The 25,220-nt window shown below is 50.3% G+C and carries 16 protein-coding genes; 4 read left to right on the plus strand and 12 right to left on the minus strand.

The features are described 5' to 3' along the window. Positions 1–15: 15 nt before the first annotated feature. The 3 genes from AC6R10_RS09405 (at position 16) to AC6R10_RS09415 (ending at position 3,730) form a co-directional block, all read left to right on the plus strand. Positions 16–2,595: a TRAP transporter permease gene (locus AC6R10_RS09405; protein ID WP_500672080.1), complete on the plus strand. Its 2,580-nt coding sequence runs from the start codon at positions 16–18 to the stop codon at positions 2,593–2,595. A 74-nt stretch (positions 2,596–2,669) separates the two neighbouring features. Further along, complete coding sequence (locus tag AC6R10_RS09410; RefSeq protein WP_334555054.1) at positions 2,670–3,107, plus strand: universal stress protein; 438 nt, start codon at positions 2,670–2,672, stop codon at positions 3,105–3,107. Between the two features lie 230 nt (positions 3,108–3,337). Beyond that, positions 3,338–3,730, plus strand: coding sequence for a DUF2061 domain-containing protein (locus AC6R10_RS09415; protein ID WP_500672081.1), 393 nt, complete (start codon positions 3,338–3,340; stop codon positions 3,728–3,730). Between the two features lie 60 nt (positions 3,731–3,790). On the opposite strand, the gene AC6R10_RS09420 is transcribed toward AC6R10_RS09415, so the two are convergent. Both AC6R10_RS09420 and rraB read right to left on the minus strand, forming a co-directional pair. Further along, positions 3,791–4,597 carry a glycosyl hydrolase 2 galactose-binding domain-containing protein gene (locus tag AC6R10_RS09420; RefSeq protein ID WP_500627086.1) on the minus strand — a complete coding sequence of 269 codons (807 nt, stop codon included), beginning with the start codon at positions 4,595–4,597 and terminating at the stop codon, positions 3,791–3,793. A gap of 125 nt (positions 4,598–4,722) precedes the next feature. Then, complete coding sequence (rraB, locus tag AC6R10_RS09425) at positions 4,723–5,139, minus strand: ribonuclease E inhibitor RraB (protein WP_334555051.1); 417 nt, start codon at positions 5,137–5,139, stop codon at positions 4,723–4,725. A 553-nt stretch (positions 5,140–5,692) separates the two neighbouring features. On the opposite strand from rraB, the gene arcA reads away from it, so the two are divergent. Then, positions 5,693–6,913 (plus strand): arginine deiminase, encoded by a 1,221-nt coding sequence (arcA, locus tag AC6R10_RS09430; RefSeq protein ID WP_487901770.1) that lies wholly within the window; start codon positions 5,693–5,695, stop codon positions 6,911–6,913. Positions 6,914–7,013: 100 nt separating this feature from the next. Here arcA and tldD read toward each other — a convergent pair whose 3' ends face one another. The 10 genes from tldD to AC6R10_RS09480 form a co-directional block, all read right to left on the minus strand. Further along, positions 7,014–8,459 carry a metalloprotease TldD gene (gene tldD, locus AC6R10_RS09435; RefSeq protein ID WP_500672082.1) on the minus strand — a complete coding sequence of 482 codons (1,446 nt, stop codon included), beginning with the start codon at positions 8,457–8,459 and terminating at the stop codon, positions 7,014–7,016. A gap of 45 nt (positions 8,460–8,504) precedes the next feature. Then, positions 8,505–9,329, minus strand: a complete 825-nt coding sequence (locus AC6R10_RS09440; protein ID WP_500672083.1) for a carbon-nitrogen hydrolase family protein — start codon at positions 9,327–9,329, stop codon at positions 8,505–8,507. Positions 9,330–9,340: 11 nt separating this feature from the next. Beyond that, positions 9,341–13,228, minus strand: coding sequence for a YhdP family protein (locus AC6R10_RS09445; RefSeq protein WP_500672084.1), 3,888 nt, complete (start codon positions 13,226–13,228; stop codon positions 9,341–9,343). Positions 13,229–13,237: 9 nt separating this feature from the next. Further along, on the minus strand, positions 13,238–14,707 hold the full coding sequence (rng, locus tag AC6R10_RS09450) for a ribonuclease G (protein WP_334555046.1): 1,470 nt from the start codon (positions 14,705–14,707) through the stop codon (positions 13,238–13,240). A 19-nt stretch (positions 14,708–14,726) separates the two neighbouring features. Then, positions 14,727–15,296, minus strand: a complete 570-nt coding sequence (locus tag AC6R10_RS09455) for a Maf family protein (RefSeq protein ID WP_500672085.1) — start codon at positions 15,294–15,296, stop codon at positions 14,727–14,729. Between the two features lie 18 nt (positions 15,297–15,314). Beyond that, positions 15,315–15,803: a rod shape-determining protein MreD gene (gene mreD / locus AC6R10_RS09460; protein ID WP_334555044.1), complete on the minus strand. Its 489-nt coding sequence runs from the start codon at positions 15,801–15,803 to the stop codon at positions 15,315–15,317. After that, complete coding sequence (gene mreC, locus AC6R10_RS09465) at positions 15,793–16,677, minus strand: rod shape-determining protein MreC (protein WP_500672086.1); 885 nt, start codon at positions 16,675–16,677, stop codon at positions 15,793–15,795. Before mreC ends, mreD begins: the two co-directional genes overlap by 11 nt. 38 nt (positions 16,678–16,715) lie before the next feature. Beyond that, on the minus strand, positions 16,716–17,759 hold the full coding sequence (locus AC6R10_RS09470; protein ID WP_500672087.1) for a rod shape-determining protein: 1,044 nt from the start codon (positions 17,757–17,759) through the stop codon (positions 16,716–16,718). A 151-nt stretch (positions 17,760–17,910) separates the two neighbouring features. Then, positions 17,911–21,732 carry a DUF6701 domain-containing protein gene (locus AC6R10_RS09475; protein ID WP_500672088.1) on the minus strand — a complete coding sequence of 1,274 codons (3,822 nt, stop codon included), beginning with the start codon at positions 21,730–21,732 and terminating at the stop codon, positions 17,911–17,913. Positions 21,733–21,894: 162 nt separating this feature from the next. Further along, a complete protein-coding gene (locus AC6R10_RS09480) occupies positions 21,895–25,218 on the minus strand; it encodes a hypothetical protein (protein WP_500672089.1) in 3,324 nt (1,107 codons plus the stop codon). Positions 25,219–25,220: the final 2 nt, after the last annotated feature.

Consider the following 25,220-nt stretch of genomic DNA (forward strand, 5'->3'; position numbering starts at 1 on the left):
ACAAGGATAAAGACCATGTCGAAGACAACCACTCCGTCTCCTGATGTGCAAGAAATGGTTGCCCAAGCCGATACTGGCGCGCGTGCCCCTAGCGGTATCGCCGGACGTACCTTATGGTTTGTGCCGCTTTGTTGGTCACTCTTCCAACTTTGGTATGCCTCACCTTTGCCGTTTATTTTCAATTTTGGCGTACTGAACGACACCGAAGCTCGTTCCATTCACCTCATGTTTGCGGTTTTTCTTGCCTTTACTGCCTATCCGGCCATGAAAAACTCTCCGCGCGATACCATTCCCGTGGTGGACTGGTTATTAGCGCTGGCTGGCAGCTTCTCTGCTGCCTACATCTACTTGTTCTACACCGAGCTCGCGGGTCGCTCTGGCGCTCCGACTACATTAGATATTGTGGTCGCGGTCACTGGGATGATTTTGCTCCTTGAAGCGACACGCCGAGCACTTGGGCCACCATTGATGGCGGTAGCCGCGGTATTTTTACTCTATACCTTCGGCGGCCCTTACATGCCAGATGTCATCGCTCACAAAGGGGCGAGCCTCAATAAAGCCATGTCTCACCTTTGGCTCACTACCGAAGGCGTATTTGGTGTCGCACTGGGCGTCTCGACGTCGTTTGTTTTCCTTTTCGTCCTCTTTGGCGCCATGCTTGAGCGCGCTGGGGCTGGCGCTTACTTTATTAAAGTGGCCTTCTCGCTACTTGGTCACATGCGTGGTGGCCCAGCAAAAGCCGCCGTTGTCGCTTCTGGCCTCTCAGGTCTGGTATCGGGCTCTTCGATTGCCAACGTAGTGACCACGGGGACCTTTACCATACCACTAATGAAACGTGTTGGCTTCCCTGGCACCAAAGCCGGGGCCGTGGAAGTGGCTGCCTCGACCAATGGTCAGTTGACGCCACCGATCATGGGTGCGGCGGCATTCTTGATGGTGGAATACGTCGGGATCTCTTATGTCGAAGTGATCAAAGCAGCGCTGCTACCAGCGCTGATCTCCTACATTGCGCTGATTTACATCGTTCACTTAGAAGCGTGTAAAGCGGGCATGACAGGTCTACCTCGTCGTCACAATCCGACCTTAGTTCAAAGCCTGCTGTCGTTTACTGGTACCATTTTGGGGCTGTGTATCATCAGTGCCTTGGTTTACTACGGCGTGGGTTGGACCAAGGATGTCTTTGGTGCTGCGGCGACGCCGATTGTCACTGTCGCCCTACTGGTCGCCTACGTGGCTTTGGTTAAGATCTCCGCCAAGTACGCGCACGAAGGCGCCATCGAGATTGATGCTGAACTGACCGAAGTGCCCGATCCCGGCCCAACGGTGAAATCTGGCCTGCATTACCTGCTACCCATTGTGGTCCTAGTGTGGTGCTTGACGGTGGAGCGCTTCTCTCCAGGTCTGTCCGCGTTCTGGGCGACCGTGTTTATGATCTTTATCTTGATCACCCAACGTCCATTAATGGCGTTGATGGCGAAACAGAGCAATCTGCTTGAGCCAGCAAAAGAAGGCTTCGTCGATTTGGCTGAGAGTCTCGTCTCTGGTGCGCGCAACATGATTGGTATCGGCGTCGCCACGGCGGCAGCGGGTACGGTCGTCGGTGTGGTCACCTTAACCGGTATTGGCCTCGTCATGACAGACTTTGTCGAGTTCATCTCCGGCGGTAACATCATCTTGATGCTGCTGTTTACTGCCTTGATCAGTTTGATCTTAGGAATGGGTCTTCCGACGACAGCGAACTATATTGTGGTCTCTACCCTGATGGCACCCGTTATCGTTACCTTGGGCGCACAGCACGGCTTGATCATCCCACTCATCGCAGTGCACTTGTTTGTGTTCTACTTCGGCATCTTAGCCGACGATACGCCACCGGTCGGTTTGGCGGCGTTCGCAGCGGCGGCGATTGCCAAATCGGATCCTATCCGTACTGGTATTCAAGGCTTTACCTACGATATTCGAACCGCGATATTGCCGTTTATGTTCATCTTCAACACGCAACTGCTGTTGATGGGGATTGATACCTGGTGGCATCTCGCCTTAACCATCATCTCCTCCATTATTGCGATGTTGATATTCTCCGCCGCGACACAAGGTTGGTGGTTCACCAAGAACAAATGGTGGGAAACGGTACTACTACTGGTGCTGACCTTCTCCTTCTTCCGCCCGGGTTTCTGGTGGGATATGTTGTACCCCGCAAAAGTTCTTTCACCGGGTGTTGAGGTGGCTCAAATTACTGAAACACTAAAAGTGGGAGAATCGCTCGAATTACGAGTCTCAGGGGAAACTCTGGAAGGGGATATCGTTGAGAAGACGGTGCGCTTGCCTTTCGAAGATAACGCGAAATCAGCGGACGATCGCCTTGCCTCTATGGGTCTGATGTTAACCGAAGACGCGGGCAAAATGATTGTTGATATGGTCGAGTTTGGCAGCCCAGCGGAATCGGCGGGCATTGACTTCGATTGGGAGATCCAATGGGTAGTTCAGGATGCCGATCGTCCAATGAAGGAGTGGGTTTTCGTCCCTGCTCTGCTCATTTTGATCGCCATGGGTCTCAACCAGAAGAAACGAGCTCGTAAGGAACAGCTTGGCGCCTAATAACACTCATACCAAGCAAAGCCGCGCTCTCTAACGAGCGCGGACTTTAGCGGGTATCAATCAGAGAACTAAACATGTACAAACAAATTCTTGTTCCCGTTGACCTCAATGACAAAGGCTTCTGTGACCGAGCAGTCGAACTGGCAGTCTGGCATGCGAAACACTCGAACGCAGAAATTCACCTGCTGAACGTGCTTCCTGGCATTCACATGTCGATGGTCGCGACTTACTTCCCCAAAGATGCGGCGAAGAAAATGAAGCAAGATGTCGAAACGCAGCTCAAGCAGTTCGCGGCACAACACATTGATGAAGACGTGGTGTACAAAGCCCATGTGGCAGAAGGTAAACCCTACAGCACCATTTTGGACTACGCCGAAAAACTGGGGGCGGATCTCATCATCATGCCAAGCCACAAGCGTTCAAAAATTGATAAGGTGGTGCTAGGCTCTGTGGCAAGTAAAGTCGTACAGAACTCTCCGATTAACGTTATGGTCGTTAAGCCAAACGCGTAACCGGCGCGCCGCGTTGCGAGACGTCTCCTTTTATCAATAGGGCCCTCAACAGAGCGCCCTTTTTCTTTCCCTTTATTCTTTCTTCTTTCCCTGTTCAACTCCCAGCCCTGAGTCACTACGGCTTGTTCAATAGTTTTTACCTATTAAATTTATCGAATTGTCCAATTTTCTTTAATGAAAATAATTATCAATAATATCTCTATCGACACAACAGAGCATTGGACTTCACCATGAAAAAGACACTGACATTCGCAGCCTTGCACTTTACCATTGCGTTTAGCGTCGCCTACCTACTGACCGGTGATATTTTAATTGGCAGTCTAATCGCGATGATTGAACCTATGGTTAACACCGTCGCCTTCTACTTCCATGAAAAGGCTTGGCAGACACACCCAGCGCTTCGTAAATTATCCAAATCGACCGGGATTAAAACCACTAGCTTCGCCAGCATACACTTTAGCGTCGCATTTACGGTCGCGTATTTGATGACGGGTAGCTGGTTGATTGGCGGCATCATGGCGGCCATTGAGCCAAGTATCAACACGGTGGCCTACTACTTCCACGAAAAAGTGTGGCAGCACCAAGACGCGAATTGGCAATGCCACCACGGTGCACACGCATAACGAACAAGGGCCGCTCAGCGGCCCTTGTTGCTATCGAAACAAATTCGAGTTAAGAGGCCCCTACGCCCCGCGCACTGGAAAATGCGTCACGCACAATGACTCACTTAGCCCCAATTCAAAGTGTTGCTTCTGGCCATCGAGCCCCACTTCCAATGCGTATAGGTGCGCTGGATTGGGATCGTTCACATCATAGTAAACGGGCGCTTCGACTTGAAACAGCGCACTGACCGACTGCGCGCGCACATCCAACGGCAAGTGATAGGTCATGCCATTAAATTTCACCGATGCTGAGACGAGACCCGCGTTGTAGGTGTGATAATGCAGCGAGACCAGTAATTCACAGCCGCCGCCATGATGCCATATCTGCTCGGTCGCCACGTGCTCTAAACGTACGTGACGAATAAACTGCAAATACGGCGCATGCCAAATGCCCATTCTCGGATCCGATAAACGTTGATTAGCGCTCCCTAGCGGACAAACCTCGCCTTCGGCCTCTTCAATCAACGGCTCATCTTCTTCTAAAAACAGTATCTCAAATCGATTTCGTCCCGCTTGCAAATAGGGACGGATCTCTTTTCGAACCTCACTTTGGCTCCCATCGCAATCAAACAGCGCGACACCATTGAGTCTGACTTCAGCATGGTAATCGATGCCCGACATCACCAAATCCACCGCAGGGAAGGCTAGCATGGCCTCATCGACCTCAATATCGTGCATCAAATGCCACTCTTGCTCAGCAATCTGTTCCTCGCTCATGTCGTCTGGCAACACGGCGCTGAGTGGATTAGGAAACATAAGATCGTCTTGAGGAATAGAGAGATCCGTGAGAGGAGAAAGTTGCCATAAGCCGGCAAGAGATAACTGCATGGGTACGCCGCTGATTTATTGAGCCAGATCAATGTCAGTGATTATAAAGCGTAAAAACAACAATGCCAGTCTTGAGACTGGCATTGAAAACAGGCTGAGCGCTGTGAACGTGAGACGACTCTCAATTACTCGTCGTCATCCTCTTCATCATCTGGGTACAAGGCGTCTTCGCCTTCGTAGTAGGTGCCCCATCCATCGTAGATGATGTCGTATTTTTCAGCGAGGTGAACCAACTTCTCTACTTGCGCATCAATGGCTTCTGCGTTTAGTGCTGATTCCATGGTGGCGTCGCAGCACAACAGTTTGTTGCCGTCTTCGTCTTCGGTCTCTTCCGCTTCTAATACTTCAAAGCCCATTTTGAATGCTTCAACTACCGCTTTCTCTAGGGTGTCGAAATCTTCAGCAAACAGGTGGTGTTCAATCTCATATAAAGAATCTGGATCACTGCCGTCTTCGAGTAACGCTTGAATGATGTCGCGAGTCTCTTCTTTTTGAATTTCAATTAACTCTTCAACTGATAGATATTCATCTTCATGAGACATAAAGTGTGCTCCAGATAGTAACAACATTGATCAAAAAATAACGCACCGGACTATGACACGGCTGTGCTAATAATACCACCTAGAATCGACTTTGATCCCGTACTTTCTCTGTTTGCTGCGCTTTCACGCCAGATCATCGCACTTATTAACACTTTTTTATCATTTTGCTGTTTTGGTGTTTTGTGTCGAGGGCGACGATCACGTCAGATCATTCACAATGCGTGTTTATGAGGTGGATCTGAATAGCGCCGAGACAAGTAAACTAACTCAAACCTCATATTTAGTCATAAAAACTGACTAAATGATGCATATCCATTCAGTATAATCTAACAAACTTCCCGCTGCGCTCTAGCACCGAAAACGCATAGTCAGTCACAATCATGTGAATTTCTCCAAATTCACTCATTAGACATAAAAGCCGAAAAGAACGAGCATTAAAGACATATATATAGAACATGATTACATTTGCAGAATTAATGGTTACAAAGTGCGCTTGCATCTTGATAACATTCTTGTCATAAATACGCTCTGGAATTCTGTGTAAGGAAGCAAAATGAGTAAGTTGTACGTAGGCTCTGAAGTTGGCCAATTAAGACGAGTCCTGTTAAACCGACCAGAGCGAGCACTGACTCACCTCACGCCATCGAACTGCCATGATCTGCTGTTTGACGATGTCTTGGCGGTTGAAGCCGCAGGCGAGGAGCATGACAAATTCGCTCAGACACTTCGCGATCAAGGTGTGGAAGTCTTACTCCTGCACGACTTGCTGGTTGAGACGCTCGCCGTCCCGCCAGCCAAAGAGTGGTTACTCAATACACAAATCTCCGACCTACGCTTTGGTCCTATCTTCGCCAGAGATTTGCGCCACTACTTGAACGACATGGACAACGAGCACCTCGCGACCGTATTGCTCGGTGGCTTGGCCTATTCTGAGCTGCCGATTCGTTCGTCTTCTATGATGCCTAGCATGCATCGACCTTTGGATTTCGTCATTGAGCCCCTGCCCAACCACCTCTTTACGCGTGATACCTCATGCTGGGTTTACGGCGGCGTCTCACTCAACCCTATGATGAAGCCAGCCCGTCAGCGTGAAACCAACCACCTGCGTGCCATTTACCGCTGGCATCCAGTGTTTGCGGGGCAGGACTTCATTAAATACTTCGGTGATGAAGATCTTCATTACGACAACGCCAATATTGAGGGCGGCGATGTGTTGGTGATCGGCAAAGGCGCGGTGCTGATTGGCATGTCTGAGCGCACGACACCACAAGGGGTTGAGAACCTAGCGGCGACCTTGTTTAAACATGGCCAAGCCAAAGAAGTGATCGCCATTGATCTTCCCAAGCACCGTTCGTGTATGCACCTCGACACCGTTATGACTCATATGGATGTTGATACCTTCTCTGTCTATCCAGAGATCATGCGCAAAGATCTGGAGACGTGGCGTTTAAGTGCCAAAGACGATGGCGAGATGCAGGTCGAGAAAGTACCGAGTTTCGTCCACGCCATTGAACAAGCGTTAGGGCTCGATTATCTGAAAATCATCACCACAGGCGGCGATAGCTATGAAGCCGAACGTGAGCAGTGGAATGATGCCAACAACGTCTTGACGGTGAAACCAGGCGTGGTGATCGGTTACGAGCGCAACGTCTACACCAATGAGAAGTACGACAAGGCGGGCATTGAGGTGTTAACCATTCCCGGCAATGAACTCGGCCGCGGCCGCGGCGGAGCGCGCTGCATGAGCTGCCCCATCGAGCGTGACGGCATTTAAATCCGCCCCAAACAAAAGTGCCTAGTTTTAGAGACACTCTCCAAAACTAGGCACCCAAAACACTCTCTAGGAACTAGGATCTAGAAACTAGGTACTCATCCTACTCCGTCCCACCAACCGTCAACGCATCCAGCTTCAACGTCGGCTGACCAACGCCAACCGGCACACTTTGCCCTGCTTTACCACACACGCCAACGCCACGGTCGATACTGAGATCGTTACCGACCATGGAGACTTGCTGCATCGCTTCAATGCCGGAGCCAATCAGCGTCGCCCCTTTGACTGGGCGCGTGATCTTGCCGTCTTCAATCAAGTACGCTTCCGATGCGGAGAACACAAATTTACCCGAGGTAATGTCCACCTGACCACCGCCGAAGTTTGGTGCGTAAAGGCCTTTTTTCACCGTTGAGATAATCTCTTCAGGCGTGTGCTGACCCGGTAGCATGTAAGTATTGGTCATGCGCGGCATAGGTAGATGAGCATAAGACTCACGGCGACCATTACCGGTCGGCGCTACCCCCATCAAACGTGCGTTGAGCTTATCTTGCATGTAACCTTTCAATACGCCGTTTTCGATTAAGGTGTTGTATTGACCATGCACGCCTTCGTCATCCACGTTGAGTGACCCACGCAAATCTTTCAGCGTGCCATCGTCAACAATGGTACAAAGATCCGAGGTGACTTTGTCGCCCACTTTGCCACTAAAGACCGATGACTCTTTGCGGTTGAAATCGCCTTCCAAGCCATGACCGACCGCTTCATGAAGCAACACCCCTGGCCAACCCGAGCCCAGCACCACTGGCATCATACCCGCAGGCGCGGCATCCGCCTCTAGGTTGATCAACGCCATGCGAATCGCTTCATCTGCGTATTGATACGCCACTTGCACGCCATCGCTGTCACTTAAGAAGAAATCGTAGCCAAATCGGCCACCGCCGCCTGCACTGCCACGTTCACGGCGCTCTCCGCGCTGCGCGAGTACACTGATTGACAGGCGCACCAACGGACGAACATCACCGGCGTAGGTGCCGTCTGTTGCCGCGACAAGTATCTGCTCATGGACACCGCTTAGACTCACCGACACTTCTTTGATCAGTGGCTCTTTGGTACGAATGTAGGCATCGATCTGTTTAAGTAGCGTCGTCTTTTGCTCTTTCTCCCAACTGTCTAACGGATTGACCGCTGCATAGATGTGTTGGTTGTCACTGCGCTTGAACGCTTGTACCTGAGCATTTTGCCCCTGCTTGGCGATACCGCGCGCTGCGACCGCGCTCTGTTTCAAGCCCTCAAGCTGAATTTGGTCGGAGTAAGCAAAACCGGTTTTCTCGCCCGAGACCGCTCGCACACCCACACCGCAATCGATGTTAAATGAGCCATCTTTGATGATGCTGTCTTCCAAAACCAGTGACTCATGCCAACTGGATTGGAAGTAGATATCGGCGTAGTCAATTTGACGAGTCGCGATGCTCGCTAGCGTCTGTGCGACGTCACTTTCGCTCAGCCCAGCTGGTTTCAACAAGGCATCTTCTACAAGGTTAATGGTCATACTTCGCTCTTAACGTTAATGGTTTGACGAGTCGATAGGCATCGCTTATCGAACCGGAATGAATTGATTGTCGAATCGTGAATGTTGCCCAACGGGCATTGCGCTTCGACAGCTTGCGACCTGTTTTATGTCAATCTCGACGACCAGGTTATCGACCTCACGCGCCAGCGTCGCCACCACTTCGCCCCAAGGGGAGATGACCATAGAATGGCCCCAGGTTTCTCGGCCGCCTTCATGTGTGCCTGTCTGATTGACCGCCAGTACCCAAGATTGGGTTTCAATCGCTCTGGCTCTCAATAGCGTTTCCCAGTGCGCTTGCCCTGTCACGGCAGTAAATGCCGCCGGGACTAAAATCAGCGTCGCGCCGCGTCTGACAAGCTCATTATACAACTGGGGAAAACGTACATCATAACAGATGGATAAGCCAAGGTGGCCAAAGGGCGTATCGAGTGTGACGATCTCCTCGCCGGGCGTGAAGGTTTCGGATTCGCGGTAACGCCCATGACCATCGGCAACATCGACATCGAACATATGCAGTTTATCGTAATGACCGACAAGGCGTCCGGTGCTGTCGAACACCACAGAGGTCGTGGTCACGCCATTGGCCGTGCGGATCGGCATACTGCCGATGACTAACCACACGCCCCATTGCTGCGCCATGGCGGCAAGCGCCGATTGTAGCGGGCCATCACCTAAAGGTTCAGCATGCTGGTGATAATCCGCTTGCTGACCAAACACCAGTGCATTTTCCGGGGTAACCACAAGCTGCGCTCCCGCTTTCGCTACCACTTCAACCTGCTTGGCGATGTGGGCCAAATTGTCTTGCGGATTCGGGCATGAGGTCATCTGAATCAGTGCAACTCGTTCCATGAGTCTTCTCCTTACTTAACCGCGTCGCGTAAGCGATCTGGCAATTTGAATTCCCCTTTGCTGCGAGACAGCTCTTTGACAACCGGTGAATCCATCGGCCCTTTCACTTCATAATTGACCTGAGTGAACACTTCGACCACCGGTGAAATCACCGTGGTGATGGCGAGGACATACAGCGCCGTCTGTGGCGTCACTGCAAACGCAGTTAAGACGGGAATGCCTGACGTGATGTCTGGGGTGAAATTCACCTCGGCATCCACTGTACGCGTGTTAAGGTTGGCTAACCCTTTGATGGTCATTTCGCCCGACACCGCATCCATCCGAATATCGTTGGTCAGGAAGACGCCATTTTTAATCTGACCAGAGCCAGTAATGGAGTTGAACGCCATCCCTTTGTCGAACACATCGGTAAAGTCGAGCTGCATTTTGCGGATGATCGAATCCAAACTAAACAGGCCAAGCAGACGCGCCGCGCCACTGACATCAGAGATCATCCCTTTGCCCAACTTCACATTGACCTCCCCCTCCATGGTGCTCACTTGTGTGGCCCACGGAGAACCATCCCACTCCACCTCAGAGCGAATATCAAACGGCGCTCGTTGGATGCCTGAGGAGATACCAAATCGCTCCATGACATCACTGTTGTTTTCGCCCGAGACCGCCAGCGTCATTTGAGTGTGGCTTTGATCGCCGTCCAACGCCCACCAGCCACTCACATCGACCTGGTTGTCCCCGCTTTGGAACGAGAGCTTCTTCCACTCTAACTTGTTATCACGGCGCTGAAGATCCAGATGCGCACGACCCACTTTGTAGCCTTGCACCCAAAAGTCGTCAATCGCTAGAGTAATATTAGGCAATTGGCGATGCAACGCGCGCTCAAAATCGGTGATGAGCGGCGCCTTCTCTAGCGGTTGGGTGAGCGGATCGAGTAGAGGTTCAGGCGTTTGACTCAAGGACTCCTCTAATCCCGGCACGTAGATGTGCAAGCGTTCAAAGGCGACGGAGAGATCGTAAGGCTCGATATAGTTCGCCTCACCGAGTGCTTCTTGGCTGTCGATGGTCATGTGCCAACCGAGATTCTTGCGCTTGGCGGAGAAGTCGACGTCATTCCATTTGATCCCTGCCAGTTCGAGCTCTTTGACCTTGATCTCTGCCCGTTGTAGCGCGGGGATCTGTGGCATGCTCATCTGACTGATGACCCCTTCAGAAGTAGACTCTCTTGGTTTAAACGCCACGTCTAACCATTGGTCTAGGCTAAATTTATCAATCCGAATTGACGCATCATGGCCAGTGAACGGCGTGAGCTTGTAGCTACCGCGCCCGACCACGAGATTGGTCGCTTGCAACTGCGGCACATCGTCCGTGATATCAATCTCAGCCTGATATTTGACTTGCGGCAATTGCAATCGGGCACTGATGCTCTGCTGATTGCCAGAGGCTTGCAGCAGGGCTTTGCCCTCCACTTTACTCGCTTTATTGAGTGGGTAAGGGTAGTCACTGACAAGGTATTTGAGATCTGCTTCGGTTTCAACCTGATAAGTAAAGCCAACGTCATTAAGCTGAATATCAATGTCACTGCGCCACTGCGCATGGCCAGATAATGGGGTTAACCAACGTTCACCAAGGTACGGCACCAGAGGTTTGACATCCCAGTCACCAACCATATCAATGCCAACCCCGTAGCCTTTGGCGACATTCTCGCCGTGAAAATCAATCCACACGGGCTGATCCAATAGCTCCGCAGAAAGCCCCGCAGCTTGCACCACGTCATTATCAAATTCTATCCGGCCACTGACCGCTTCGAGCGTCATTGGCGGCGTATTGATCGTAACGTGGCTCTGCTTGAGATCCGCATAACCCCAGGCACGCGCCTCTGCACCGCCATGAAATGGGATCATCAACTGGAAGTGTGAGTCCACTTCACCATCCACTTGCACGGCGGTCAGCGCCGCGCCGACAGAATCAACCAATGGCGAAGCGGTCATGTAGTCACGAACCGCGTTGCCTTGGGCAACCGCGTGCGCTTCAATCTCAATATGGCCATTAGGTGCCAAAGCAGGAATACGCCCTGTGATGCGTTTCGCCTCGACATCCATCAAGGTTGCACTTTCGGAATCGAGATACATCGCATCGTTTTGGAACAGCAAATCCAACTGCAAATCGGTGATGGGTGGCCAGGCGGTGTCAAAGCTGAACTTGGCCTCTTTTAACCCCACCCACGCTTGAAACATACCGTTATTCTGGTGGTAGGGGAAATTGCCCAACTCGCCATACCAAAGCAGCTTGGCCGTATTGACCCGCCCCGCTTGAATCGCGGTCGACAGGTAGTCGGTCAAGTTGCGCCCAAGGGCTAACGTCGGTAAATAGCGCCAAGTCTCGCCTGCGTTGTATAGATCCGCTTCACTGTAAAACGAAAGAAAGGGACTTTTTCCGTTGGGAAAGTCGAGACGAAAGGCGCCTAAGACTTGCAAATCTGGCGTCGCCGCGGTGACCTTGTCTGCCCACAAAGACCAACCTTGCTCATCGCGCTGCCAGACGACATCCGCATGACCTTGTTTGATGTTCAGCGGCGCTTGAAACACCTCACCGTAAGGTAAGACATCGTCGAAAATACTCACTTGCGCGCGCGCTTGATGAAGATCGCCACTCACCGACGCCGTCAAGTAATGCAGCCCCGGCAAAAGTTCCCATTGCGCCATTTTGCCTTCACTAAGATCGGCCGAGTAGGTCAGGCTCTGCCAATCGCCGTGCGCGGACACACGTAAGTCTTCCACTAAGCCGCCCACAGCCAGCGTCTCGATCATGTCGGTGGTGGTGGCGGAGTCTGGCGCTAACTTAATCAAAGGCGTCAGCGCTTGGATATCCAGCTGCGAGACATTGAGTTGCCAATGCTGCGGTTGCCAAGCAAAGGCGATATCGAGTTCTGGCCAAGGGGTATTGTCGGTTAAAAACTGAAGTGAGTGAGCATTCACTTGCCAGCCTTGCTCTTTGGGCTCAAGCTGCACAATGCCAGATTCGAGCAACAACTCGTGCTGCTGACCCTCTTGCCAAATAAGCTCTGACGACAGCAACTCAACAAAGGCATTCACGGGCTTGCTCTGTTCGAGCGTTAGCCAGCTATTAAAGCTCACTTGTCCTTTTTCAATCCCGGTTTCGTTTTTCAGGTATTTGGTCAACCAAGGGGTAATACGCACATTATCGGCGGAAACATAAAACTCGCCGCTCACATCAACCAGTGAGCCATGATCGATAAAATCCGCTTTGACCTGCGCAGAGTTGAGGTTGCCGTGAACAAAGCTCACTTCTCCATCGGCCAAATGACGGCGACCTTGGTTACGCCACTGCAAATGGCTGATGTCGAGCACACGCTCATTACCATCAATTCCGAGAAAGAGAATTTTGGAGTCGGTCAGCGAAAAGCTGTCTAACTGCCTAAGCAGTAGCTGATCGAGCTGGGCGATGACGCTGCGCTGCTCACGCCCTGGATTGAGTTCTGGTTTCGATTCTGTCTGCGTCCACTCAATCGAACGCATATCGAGCGCCAACTGATAGACATTAAGATCAGCCACCACGGGCTGCCATTGCAGCAGCGATTGAATCAGGTCGATTTCTATCTCTACCCGATCGGCAACCACGTCAATCCCGCTTTTTTCCGCCACTTTGGCTTTGACGCCTTGCAACGAGAGTGAGGGGTGCGTGTTTCGCCAAAAGCCATGAATGCCTTCAATTTCAAAGTCGAGCGCCGTGCCTTGGTTGACCCATTGCTGGATCTCAACTTGAAAGTGATCGAGCTGCGGCAAGGTGATGCGCAGCGCCGTGACAACAATGGCCAATAGGGCCAAGGTTGACACGACTAACCAAAGAAAGAATCTCGCAACGCGAGTTGCCGTTGTGCTCACAAATTGCCTTTACATCATCACGACATCGAACTGCTCTTGAATGTACAGCGGCTCGGCCTGGATTTTCACTTGCTTGCCAATAAACACTTCGAGCTCTGCCAGCGCATGTGACTCCTCGCCTTGCAGGGTTTCAGCCACCGCAGGTGAGGCATACACCACGAACTTGTCTGCGTCGTATGCACGATTTACTCGAGTGATCTCACGCAAGATCTCGTAGCACACCGTTTCCACAGTTTTGACGCTGCCACGGCCTTCGCAGGTTGGGCACGTCGAGCACAGAATGTGTTCAATACTTTCACGCGTACGTTTACGCGTCATCTCTACTAAGCCTAGCTGGGTAAAGCCATTGATGTTGGTTTTTACGCGATCTTTATTCAGCGCCGCTTCTAGGGAAGTGAGCACGCGTTTTCGGTGTTCATCTTGGCTCATGTCGATGAAGTCGATAATGATGATGCCACCAAGATTGCGCAGACGTAGCTGCCTTGCGATCGCTTGCGTCGCTTCAATGTTGGTGTTAAAGATTGTCTCTTCGAGATTGCGGCGACCGACAAAGGCGCCGGTATTGATATCGACCGTCGTCATCGCTTCGGTCTGATCAATAATCAGATAGCCACCGGATTTGAGTTCAACTTTTCGCTCTAACGAGCGTTGGATCTCATTTTCCGTGTCGTACATATCAAAGATCGGCTTATCGCCTTCATACAGCTCAAGCTTATCGGTTAGCTCAGGCACGTACTCAGAAGTGAACTCTTTGAGGTTCTCGTATTCAAGGCGCGAATCGACCATGATCTTAGTGATCTCTGTGCCGACAAAGTCACGCAAAATGCGCTGCGAGAGACCAAGCTCTCCGTACAAAGTAGAGCGCGTCTTATATTTGCTGCGACGCTCCATCACTTTGGACCACAAACGCTTGAGGAACGCGGCGTCTTGCGACAGTTCTTTTTCGTCCGCGCCTTCTGCGGCGGTGCGAATAATAAAGCCGCCGTTCTCATCACAGTAGTGAGCGACCACTTTCTTTAAACGCTCACGCTCTGACTCCGTCTCAATTCGCTGAGAGACGCCTACGTGGCTCGCCCCCGGCATAAAGACAAGGTAACGGGATGGCAAAGTAATATCGGTGGTGAGACGTGCCCCTTTAGTACCTAACGGGTCTTTGACCACTTGCACCACAATGTCTTGCCCTTGACGGACAAGCTCTGAGATATCGCGCACCTGAAACTGTTGTTTCTCATTTTCCGCCACACACTCAGTGTGAGGTACGATATCTGACGCGTGAAGAAACGCGGCTTTTTCCAAGCCGATATCGACAAAAGCCGCCTGCATGCCGGGTAGCACACGGCTCACTTTGCCTTTATAGATGTTTCCAACAATCCCTCGTTTTGATTCACGTTCTACGTGGATTTCTTGAAGACTGCCGCCTTCAATCATCGCGACACGAATCTCACTTGGGGTGACATTGATCAGCAACTCTGCACTCATGGGCGCACCTCAAATCTAGTTATAAGAATTCTTTTAAGAGCTGGTCAGTTTCGAATAATGGAAGTCCTACGACAGCGTGATAACTGCCTTCAATACGAGTGACAAAACGTCCGCCAATACCCTGAATACCATAACTGCCCGCTTTATCGCACGGTTCGCCGGTGTGCCAATATTGTTCTATTTCTTTCTCTGACAATGGCTTAAACCATACGTTTGTTGTCACGACAACACTTTCACTTCGCTCGCGGCTCACTAGCGTGACTGCGGTCATCACTTGATGGGCTCGTCCTGACAACATGGATAACATCTGCTTGCAATGGGCAAGGTTTTCTGGCTTTTCCAGCACTTGCCCATCACACACCACAATGGTGTCGCTGCCTAACACGACGGCGTCTTCGCGCAGCGCAAGCCCCGCCAACGCTTTATCTCTAGACAATCGAGTAACGTAGTCCTGCGCTTGTTCCTCTGACCGTTGGGCTTCTTCCACATCGGTCACCAGCACCTCAAACTCCACCCCGAGCTGAGTCAGCAGCTCTTTTCTGCGTGGTGAGCCTGAGGCTAACACTAACTTGCGTTGAGTTACGTTCATTTCACCTTCCTGCCCTTGCTAACGGACATGCCAATGACGGCGAACTTTGCGCATCAATAGGAACATCCAAGGCCATAAGATGCAGTTGATCGCACCGCTCCACAACGACATCGGATTAAACGTGACATCCTGCACTAAGTATTCACCACAGAAGATCAAGACATCCAGTCCCATCGACATCACGCCAACCAAAATCGCCTGCTGCCACAACGCCATATTACGAATGACTAGGAAGTTAAGCGCCACCACATAGATGATGATCGACATCATCATGCCGCGAATACCGAGCGTCGAACCAAGCAATAGATCCCACAATAAGCCCACCACCAACGCCGTACCGACGTTGACGCGATGTGGTAACGCCAACACCCAGTAGCAGGTGACAAGAAGCAACCAAGAAGGACGCAGCAGTTCCAGCACACCCGGCCAAGGAATGGTTTGCAGAGTGAGAGCGATCAAAAAGGAGACTCCGACCACCAACTTACCTTTAAGAAGACTATTGCTCATTGCTGGCCTCCTCACCGTCTGGTGGGGTCACCGCTTGTATTTTTTCCTGCCTTGAGTCGTTCGGCCAAATCAGCAGTAGGTATCTGAGGCGTTCAAAATCAACCACAGGCTCGGCTTCAATTTGAGCAAATTCCCGCGATGTATCCCGATCGACACTAGCAACATGAGCAACAGGGTACCCCTCCGGATAAACACCGCCTAAACCGGACGTCACTAACAGATCCCCTTCACGAATATCCATACTGATCGGAATATGATCGAGGTTAATGCCGTCAATCTGCCCATCACCCGAGGCAATGACACGAATATCATTGCGGATCACTTGCACAGGAATCGCACTTTGACTATCCACAAGCAGCAACACTCGGCTGTTGTGCGCAGAAACATAAGTAACCTGACCGACAATGCCTTTTTCGTTGGCGACCGGCTGCCCAACATACACCCCATCGATATGCCCTTTATCGATCACCACTTGATGACGATACGGTGAGGTATCCACGGCCATCACTTCCGCGACAGCTTTGCGTTCATCACGAATAAATGAAGAACCGAGCAACTTACGTAATCTCTGGTTTTCTTCTCGATACTGATCCAAAAGCAGCAGATCATTTTTTAAATTGAGCACTTCACGTTTAAGCAGTCGGTTGCTTTCCACGACGTCTTGACGTGTGTTGAACCGCTCGTAAACGCCGTCAAACATCACACGAGGAATATCGGCTAAATACTGAATCGGAGCGACCATACTGTTGAGGAAGTAACGAAATTGTGTAAACGCACCTAAACGACTATCAGCCAGCATAAGGCTGGCTGATAAAATGACGGCAAAAAACAAGCGTAATTGAAGTGAAGGTCCTCGGCCAAATATCGGCTTCATTAACTCTGAGTTCCTAATTTAGGCATAACGCCTCGCTATTATTCTTCACTAAATAGATCGCCACCGTGCATGTCGATCATTTCCAACGCCTTACCACCACCGCGTGCAACACAAGTCAGTGGATCTTCTGCGATCACAACTGGGATACCGGTTTCTTCTGTAAGCAAGCGATCGAGATCTTTCAGCAGTGCGCCACCGCCAGTCAATACCATGCCGTTTTCAGAGATATCGGACGCGAGCTCTGGCGGACACTGCTCAAGCGCGACCATCACCGCCGAGACGATGCCCGTCAGCGGCTCTTGCAGCGCTTCAAGGATCTCGTTGGAATTTAGGGTAAAGCTGCGCGGCACACCTTCAGCAAGGTTACGACCACGGACTTCAATTTCAACCACTTCATCGCCCGGGTACGCCGAGCCGATCTCGTGTTTGATCTTTTCCGCCGTCGCTTCACCAATCAAGCTGCCGTAATTACGACGGACGTAGTTGATGATCGCTTCATCAAAACGGTCACCACCGATACGCACTGACGATGAATACACCACACCATTGAGCGAGATCACCGCTACTTCTGTCGTACCGCCACCGATATCAACCACCATAGAACCGGTCGGCTCAGAGACACGCAGACCAGCACCGATTGCCGCTGCCATTGGCTCGTCAATCAAGTACACTTCGCGCGCGCCCGCACCCAGTGCTGACTCACGAATCGCACGACGCTCAACTTGGGTTGATCCACAAGGCACACACACCAATACACGTGGACTTGGCTTAAGCACGCTGTTGTCATGAACTTGTTTGATAAAGTGTTGCAGCATTTTTTCGGTCACGTAGAAATCGGCAATCACGCCATCTTTCATAGGACGAATTGCTGAGATGTTACCTGGAGTACGACCTAACATCTGTTTTGCTGCATGGCCGACCGCAGCCACGCTTTTACCCGCACGGTTACGATCTTGGCGAATCGCCACTACGGAAGGCTCGTCAAGAACAATGCCCTGTCCTTTAACGTAAATAAGAGTGTTGGCAGTACCTAAATCGATAGATAGGTCATTTGAAAATATGCCACGAAGTTTTTTGAACATATTCTTCGCTCGTCCTGAAAGAATTATAAGATAGAAAATTGCACTAAATGTACCAATGCCTTGCCACTACAGCAAGGCATTGACGTCTAAACATGGGCAGAAACCCGCAATTTCTAACAGATTCCTAACCGAGTGCTAGAATTGAGCAAAATTATTGTCCGGTTAATCCTGGTTCTCCGCGGAAGATAACGCGATCGCTGCCTCGGAAGATACCAAAGGTCACGACAGTTGAAGGATCTTCTTCGCCATTGGCTTCATCCGCTCGTCTATCGTCCGCCCAGCGATAGGTCAGCCAAGGGAGATCATTGTTGCCTGCATCAAGATCCAGCCATATCTGCGTCTGCTGGCGCACATCAGATTGATTGTCTGCTTCGATCTTCATTGTCCGGCCAGATTGCAGCGCGCCATCCTCTTCTAGCGCCACATCACCGGGAGTCATTCCATCTTCAACCCACAAGTGGTAGTTGGTACTGGGATCATTCACGCCATAGACATGAGTGGAGCTATCTTCATTATTGGTCACAAACTGAGAGCCGTTCCAATACTCAACGCGCAGTGGCGTTACTAAATCATCCGTCATCGTCCCACCCGTACCGGTGAGAACGGCACGACCGAAGCGAATATCCGGCTGTTGAGTCAGTAAAGTGGCATCAACACTACCCGGTAGGTAGTCAATCGGGTCAGCATTAGTCACCCCAACCGTTGTAATCGATATCGCTGAGGATAACGCTGACCCGCCAGTGTTAAACGGACCATCTTCATACCCCACTGCGGTCTCTGCTTTTAGCCAACACAGCTCTGTGCTACCACAAGCATCTGACGCAGACGAGCTCACCACAAATTCCCCCACACTTTGCCCACCGACACCCCAAGACTTGGTCGGTAGCGGCGAACTGAAACGCGTGGTATAGGTGGGATTGTTCTCATACAGAGCGAAATTCGCCCTTAACGACGCAGCGTAACCGTTGGCAATGTAATTATTGACGAGCTCTTGATCGGCATTGAGCGCTTCAACATAAAAAGTGACGCTATCCAGCGGCTGGTTCATGTAAACAAACGACTGCCCACTGGGGTAGCGCCAGTCGGTCAAAGGACTCTCTGCCACTTTGAAATATTTCGGATAGAAACGCCCTACATGGCGATATCCAGTATCTATGTTCATCGTTAAATAAGGATCTTGAGTGTTGGCTTTTATCGTCAAACTGCCGACATCATCCCAGTAGAGATCAGAAAAGCGAATCGGGTTTGCGGCATCATGATCGCTTTCCAAGCCGCTATCTGAAGCGAGCAGTGCGGTCGAGGTGCCATCAGCGGGTGTATGCAGCGCACTAGAGAGCTGCACCACAGCGGTGGGGGCATCAGACGCATAGAAATTACTCGTGACTGCTGCATCGCTACAATAGCTAGAGGTCTCAATCTCACCTGTCTCGTTAGTCCCTTGCCAGCGAATAGGACGCACGTTTAACTCAAAACGCTCGCCCGCTGCAACAAAAGCGTCACCGCCCGACGCGGTCCCGGATTTCAATGACCCACAGATGGCGAACGTCCATGGTCTTGCGTAGACCAAGAATGCCCCAGTTAACTCCCCACCACCATCAATCGGGCAACCGTCAAACCCTGTACACTCGTAATTGCTGTCCGTTAGCGTCACGTTTAATTGACCTGACTCGCTAAATAGCAGTGTGTCGTTAGAGCGTCCGCCTGTAAATTGCGGCGTGTAGCTCAATGTCCCTGTGCCGCTACTTGGCTGAATAAGGTTGGAGGTAATATGAGGCGTGCCACTGTAAGCCGGATCGGCCACCACTGACCCATCATTACAAGCCAATACCGTAGCGGAAACTTCGCTCGGCTTACTGGCAACCATAAACTGATCGTCCGCCTCAAATCGAAACGGTACGAAACGATATTCCCCTGAGGTTTCGCTTTGAACCGCACTGCCCCCTAAGGTGGCTTGTGCATAAAGGTTATCAAACACCTGAGATTGGGTCGCACTCAATAGGTAACTAGCAACACCATTCGCCGCGTTCGCACTACCGAGTAGCTCGTTGCCACGATAAAATGACACCACGCCGTTATAGGTCGTATCGGCATTATCACCGTTATAGACGGTTGCGGTTAAGGTAATATCTTCACAAATCAAACTGATGTCGGTCAGTGGGGTGAGCTCTATTGTGTAGTCATCGGCAGGCTGGAAACAGTGGTTATCGGTGGCGATGATTTGGGCCATGCTATTCATAGAAATGGATCTCGCGGTCACAGCGCCTCGAACGATCGCCGCATTGCTTAAAACGACACGCGCTTCACTGTATAACAAGCCCACAAATTCAGCATCGCTATTTAAATCAACCAAAGCACTTCCTAAATCATGCGCAAGCAAAACAAACTGCCCAGTCCCTTCTTCACCAAAAAAAGTGCCCTGGCTCATATTGATACTTTTAATGTGGATCGTCACTCTCTCGCCATCCGGGATCACAATTCTTCCGCTATTGTTGATATCGATAGACTCAACCCAATAGGTTCCTGAAGTAAACGTCGCGCTGCCATTACCGACAGAAAGGTGCCCTATCGCTTCATCATTTGAAAACGTTCGACTTTCCCCCGAAATACTCACTGTTTCCAAACCACTATTCGGTGATTGAAAGCTCTCTAATTCTTGCTTGTCCACTTGAAGACCAGTATCACCTAGGCATGCAATGCCATCACATGCTCGAGATTGGTTATCTCCTGTTATTGAGGCTTGAGGAAACCCAACATAACGATAGCCATTCGCTAGCTTCGCCCCTAGAATTTGCGCACTATTATCGATGTTTAACGTGCCAGTGGTATTTGTTTTCCATGTCTGTGCTGGTGAAGGAAATAGCGCACATTCCGCACTGAGTGGTGGCTTATCGAATAAGAAATAGGAGTAAGGCTCCACAACGTGAGCACGTTCGGAATCTCGTGCCATGTCTTCCTCATTAATTAATGCCACACCGGTTTTAGAGACAGAGCAGCGCCTTAGCCACCCACCGTTATTACCATTTCGAGTCCGCTTTGCTGCCAGCAACGTAGGAACATTGTTGAATCCTGACACTGTAAAGGCACTGACCTGTTGGCACCCTTCCGTAATGGGCTTAATCACCTGATCGTTAATATTGAGCGTGTTTCGTGTCGAACCCTGGCCTAACCAGAATTTACGCCCATTGACGAAGCCCTCACCTAGGCCTGCGACAAACGCCACTTGCTCGTCAATGGGCAGTACGGCGTTAGAGGTCACTTCAGAACGGTCCAAGATCAAACTAAAGTTGGAACGTGATGGATTAAGGGCAATGGGTGTTAGCCACACAGGCTCAAGAGTGTTCGGGTCGATATTATTGGTCGATTGAATCTGGACCAATACCCCAGGGTCAGAGTCGAAGTTACTCGTTAACCCATAACTGTTGTAATTCACCGTTAGACGACTGTTGCCACCGCCGCCCGCATTCGAATATGTCCGGTTGTATGACACCAAGCCTGCCACCAATTTCGCGCCACTACTGAACTCCAGCACGCCCGGTTCCATAACGAAATAATCGATGTTTTCCATCGGTGCATCGACATAAGTCACAGGGTCATCGTTACTCCCACCACAACGCCAGCGGTTGCCTTGCCATCTGAGCGTCTCACAAGCAGCATCATGGTTGGGGATGAGCTGCGTTACCGTCGCTTGACTCTCGGAGACCGACATAACACGTAAATCGGAGGGGTATTCTGTTGTTTTTGTATCAAAGTTGGAACGACTGGCATCAATCGTCGACATAACAAAAACCAAGGGAGGAGAAGAGTAGGTATTACTGAAATTGAACGTACATGAGACCGACGGGCCTGTCACGGTACAGTCCTCAGCAGCAATGGTGCCAAACTCAAACTGAGGATTGGTATTGACAGAGAAAGCATGAGCAGACCAAAAGGCGATCAACAACACGAATAGACGGCACAACCTAGACACTAGCACGTTACACTCCAAAGCGGACAACGGACAACGGACAACGGACACCACCTTGTCAATAGATGGTTAACGGAACACTCTAAAAATAGCCTGAACGTACTAGTTTGTCAGTGACAAAATCACCCAAATCACTCATATCACAACAATAAATAAACCAAGCCAATGTTTTTATCGACCAGTGAGCCCTCTTTCGCCACGAAAGATGATTTTATCGTTACCGCGATAGATGCCAAAGGTGATCATCGCAGAAGGGTCCTCATCGCCTTTACTGCGCCAGTTGTATTGCAACCAAGGTTGAGTGTAGTGACCGTTGCATTCAACATCATTGGGGTTTGCGCCAACTTCATCACCTTGACGTAAAAACAATCGAACTTGCTCAAGTCGCTCGATATCTGACACATCACGTGAAACAAACAACTGTTGACTAATACCTTTCTCTACTTGATGGCCAGCACTGCCAAAAGCAGCAGTCGTATCGACACCGGATAAAATACACTGCAAACCGCTGTCAAACTCGGTAGCATTATCTTCTCCATTGGTAACAAAGCGACGACCATCAAAATATTCCACACGAAGCGGGACACGGATGTCGGCACTCGTTGCCCCACCGACATCTGATAATGTCATACGACCATAACGCGCGGGGGGCTGCTCTGCCAACTCTGCCTCAAGCACAACCTCATCGTTTGCAAACGACACTAGGTCAAGACCAGAAAGAGTTAACTTAAAATCCGTTTCTGTCGACAACAGGTCATTGGTATTAAACGGACCATCTTCCTTAGTCGTAGTGATCCCATCCGCTTTACGAGAAAAGATGACATTATTGAGATCGGGCTTCCAAATGGCACTATTAATACCATCGTCTTGCCAAGCATCATCAGTATCAAAACCAAGAATCCTGTCTTCATACTCGCCTTCAAGTGCAAGTTGTGCTTGATACGTTGGAGAGAAAAGAGAGTAGTTTCGGACTTTTTGCCCCTTAGCGTTATAGGGATAGACTTCTACCTCGACATCCTCGTAGGGTTGACCTAAATATGCTGCCTCCCCTTGACTGCTAGGCACATGCCACTTTGTTTTATCAATGCTGAAATAGGCTGGATAAAAACGGCCAACATGACGATACCCGATGTTGATTTTCTGCCCTAAGTACTCCGTTGCACTGGTATACAGTTTTAGGCTGCCCACTTCACTCCAGCTTAAATCATCCAGTTGATATACACCGCCATCTATGTTGCTTGGGTAATGTGCAATGGAGGTGTCAGTAAAATGACCAGGCGCGCCTCCATTTGGGGAAGCAAGTTGCGCTGCAAGCGATATCGTCGCACTAGGCGCACTTTCCGCCGAGAAGTTTTGCGTGACGATGGCACTATCACATACCGCTTGCGTCGTTTCGATTTGCTGGTCGGGGTCTTGCTGACCATCGCTTCCCTGCCAAGCAATGGGTTTGATGAGCGTTGAGAATGATTCACCAGCGGCAACAAATCCGTTGCCCGATGTTGAACTCCCTGTCTCTAATCTTGGTGCATCGGGCGCATCACAAATCGCAAACGTCCAAGGACGAGCGAGGACGGTTTGGCTGCCACTGTAATCTTTGCATTTGAGATTACCCTCGGCATCTTCGATACACTCTTGATCCATTAAGGCCAATGAAACCTCGCCTGCTTCTGCGTAGCGAAGCTGGGTTACCGCCACGATTTCGCCATCGACTTTGTTAAACTCAAGAACAAGGTCATCAGGTGCACTGACCCAATCCCCCTCTCTATCGCTTGCGCGTAACTCAATCGGCGCAGAGTAAGTCGGATCAGTAGGTTGATCATAAACCGTCTTTGACAGCGTCAGTTCTCGTACTCCCTCAAAATCAACACTTGAGATAGGACGACCACTATCACTGCATTCCAACGGGCGCACTGTGATATCTTCGGCTTTGCCAGCAATCACGCTAAGTGGATTTGGAGAGAGCGCTAGCCGATAAGGCACGAATTTATACTGGGCCTCGACCTCGGTTTGCGTGCGGTTGTCGGTGATATAGGCCGTGACCTTTTTGGTCATGACTGTATCGGATGTGAGGACAATAGATTGATCCAGTACGCCAGACTCAGGTGTCAGTATCTGGGTGCTTCCATTGGTCTGTTCGACCGTCACGGTACCAGTAAAGTTTGTAGCTAGCGTACCATCTTTTTGGGTGACTTGAACTTGAACATCGATGGTTTCACACGTCAGGGCGAGATCAGTCAATGGGGTAATTTGCAAGAGGTAATCATTAACTGGCGGAGCCTCACAAGCTGAATTCAAACGAGCAGTAATGGTGTTGTCATTGTTGGTAAACAAGATTTGTGGCACCACTATCCCACCTTGATAATCTAGCCTAGCGCCAGAGTGTATAAAGCCAAACTCATTGACAGGATCAACATACAGACTAGCTCGAATTTTAATGTCATTGTTACTCGTCGAAATCTCTGCATTGCTACCATGGCCTATTAAGGTTAAATCACTGGAACTCCCAGCACCATTCAAACTGACTCTGTCGCCATTGAGAGTTAACGTTTGATAATGGATGATGACCTTGCCCTCGACTTCTAGCTTGGCATCGTGACTCGACAAGTTAAGGTGCTGAACCCAATACTCCCCGCTCTTAAAAGTGATTCGGCTATGGTTGCGTCCTATAGTGATCTTGTCGTAAAGACCTGCAAGTAATGACATTTTACATCCATCCGCACAAGTTACGCTCGAAGTTCCCGCCTTAAAACTTGGTAACGAAATCGGAAAGTCAGGGAAAGAGAGTTGGCTATCATACAAGCAAGACTCGGGCGTACCACCTGCATAAGAGCAGCCACTGTTATGTCCTGTAAAGCTCACCAAATTAAAAGAGAGTGGCGTTTTATCTTCTAGTTCCAGTACATTGCGATCACCACTCATACTAAGTTGACTAGACCATGGCTTACCATCGTAGTAGTTGTTAGTGGCAACAGGAGCAGGGAAATACGGACAGATATCAGGAATGTCAGGGTCAACCGTAGGCGGTTGCACTTCCCTTTGATAGCAGTCCAGTGTGTCTAACCCAATATTGACACCATTTAAATTTCCATTTTTCACTTCCGCATACTCAGTTGCGATCAGCGCCCATTTAAGATCGCCACCCATTCGGCGATAATAGTAGAGTTGGGCATTTGTCTCGGTCGTAACGTCATATTCAATGCGGATTTGATATTGTTGCCCTAACACTAGGCTCTGATCATTAAAGATGTAGTCTTTATCATCAATATAGGTTTTCGTGTACCAAATAGTCTGCTCACGCTTGTTCCCTTGAGTAAAATAGACTTCCTGTAGCGTGTTTTTCCCCGTCACTGTCATTTCAATGACAAAGTCTTTGTTACCCTGAACCGTACACTGCTGTTGCGTAGTTGGTAAGCTATTTGCTGAGGCATTTCCGCTGAATGCAAACAAAACCAACATACCCACCGCCCAACACCACGAACTCAATCGATGACACATAG

The organism is Vibrio sp. R12-SG2-ISO1 (genome assembly GCF_059834045.1).

What these genes read in the sequence shown, in the direction of transcription:
- AC6R10_RS09405 (WP_500672080.1), top strand. Translation starts at nt 16, where the DNA reads ATGTCGAAGACAACCACTCCGTCTCCTGATGTGCAAGAAATGGTTGCC.
- AC6R10_RS09410 (WP_334555054.1), top strand. Translation starts at nt 2,670, where the DNA reads ATGTACAAACAAATTCTTGTTCCCGTTGACCTCAATGACAAAGGCTTC.
- AC6R10_RS09415 (WP_500672081.1), top strand. Translation starts at nt 3,338, where the DNA reads ATGAAAAAGACACTGACATTCGCAGCCTTGCACTTTACCATTGCGTTT.
- AC6R10_RS09420 (WP_500627086.1), bottom strand. Translation starts at nt 4,597, where the DNA reads ATGCAGTTATCTCTTGCCGGCTTATGGCAACTTTCTCCTCTCACGGAT.
- rraB (WP_334555051.1), bottom strand. Translation starts at nt 5,139, where the DNA reads ATGTCTCATGAAGATGAATATCTATCAGTTGAAGAGTTAATTGAAATT.
- arcA (WP_487901770.1), top strand. Translation starts at nt 5,693, where the DNA reads ATGAGTAAGTTGTACGTAGGCTCTGAAGTTGGCCAATTAAGACGAGTC.
- tldD (WP_500672082.1), bottom strand. Translation starts at nt 8,459, where the DNA reads ATGACCATTAACCTTGTAGAAGATGCCTTGTTGAAACCAGCTGGGCTG.
- AC6R10_RS09440 (WP_500672083.1), bottom strand. Translation starts at nt 9,329, where the DNA reads ATGGAACGAGTTGCACTGATTCAGATGACCTCATGCCCGAATCCGCAA.
- rng (WP_334555046.1), bottom strand. Translation starts at nt 14,707, where the DNA reads ATGAGTGCAGAGTTGCTGATCAATGTCACCCCAAGTGAGATTCGTGTC.
- AC6R10_RS09455 (WP_500672085.1), bottom strand. Translation starts at nt 15,296, where the DNA reads ATGAACGTAACTCAACGCAAGTTAGTGTTAGCCTCAGGCTCACCACGC.
- mreD (WP_334555044.1), bottom strand. Translation starts at nt 15,803, where the DNA reads ATGAGCAATAGTCTTCTTAAAGGTAAGTTGGTGGTCGGAGTCTCCTTT.
- mreC (WP_500672086.1), bottom strand. Translation starts at nt 16,677, where the DNA reads ATGAAGCCGATATTTGGCCGAGGACCTTCACTTCAATTACGCTTGTTT.
- AC6R10_RS09470 (WP_500672087.1), bottom strand. Translation starts at nt 17,759, where the DNA reads ATGTTCAAAAAACTTCGTGGCATATTTTCAAATGACCTATCTATCGAT.
- AC6R10_RS09480 (WP_500672089.1), bottom strand. Translation starts at nt 25,218, where the DNA reads ATGTGTCATCGATTGAGTTCGTGGTGTTGGGCGGTGGGTATGTTGGTT.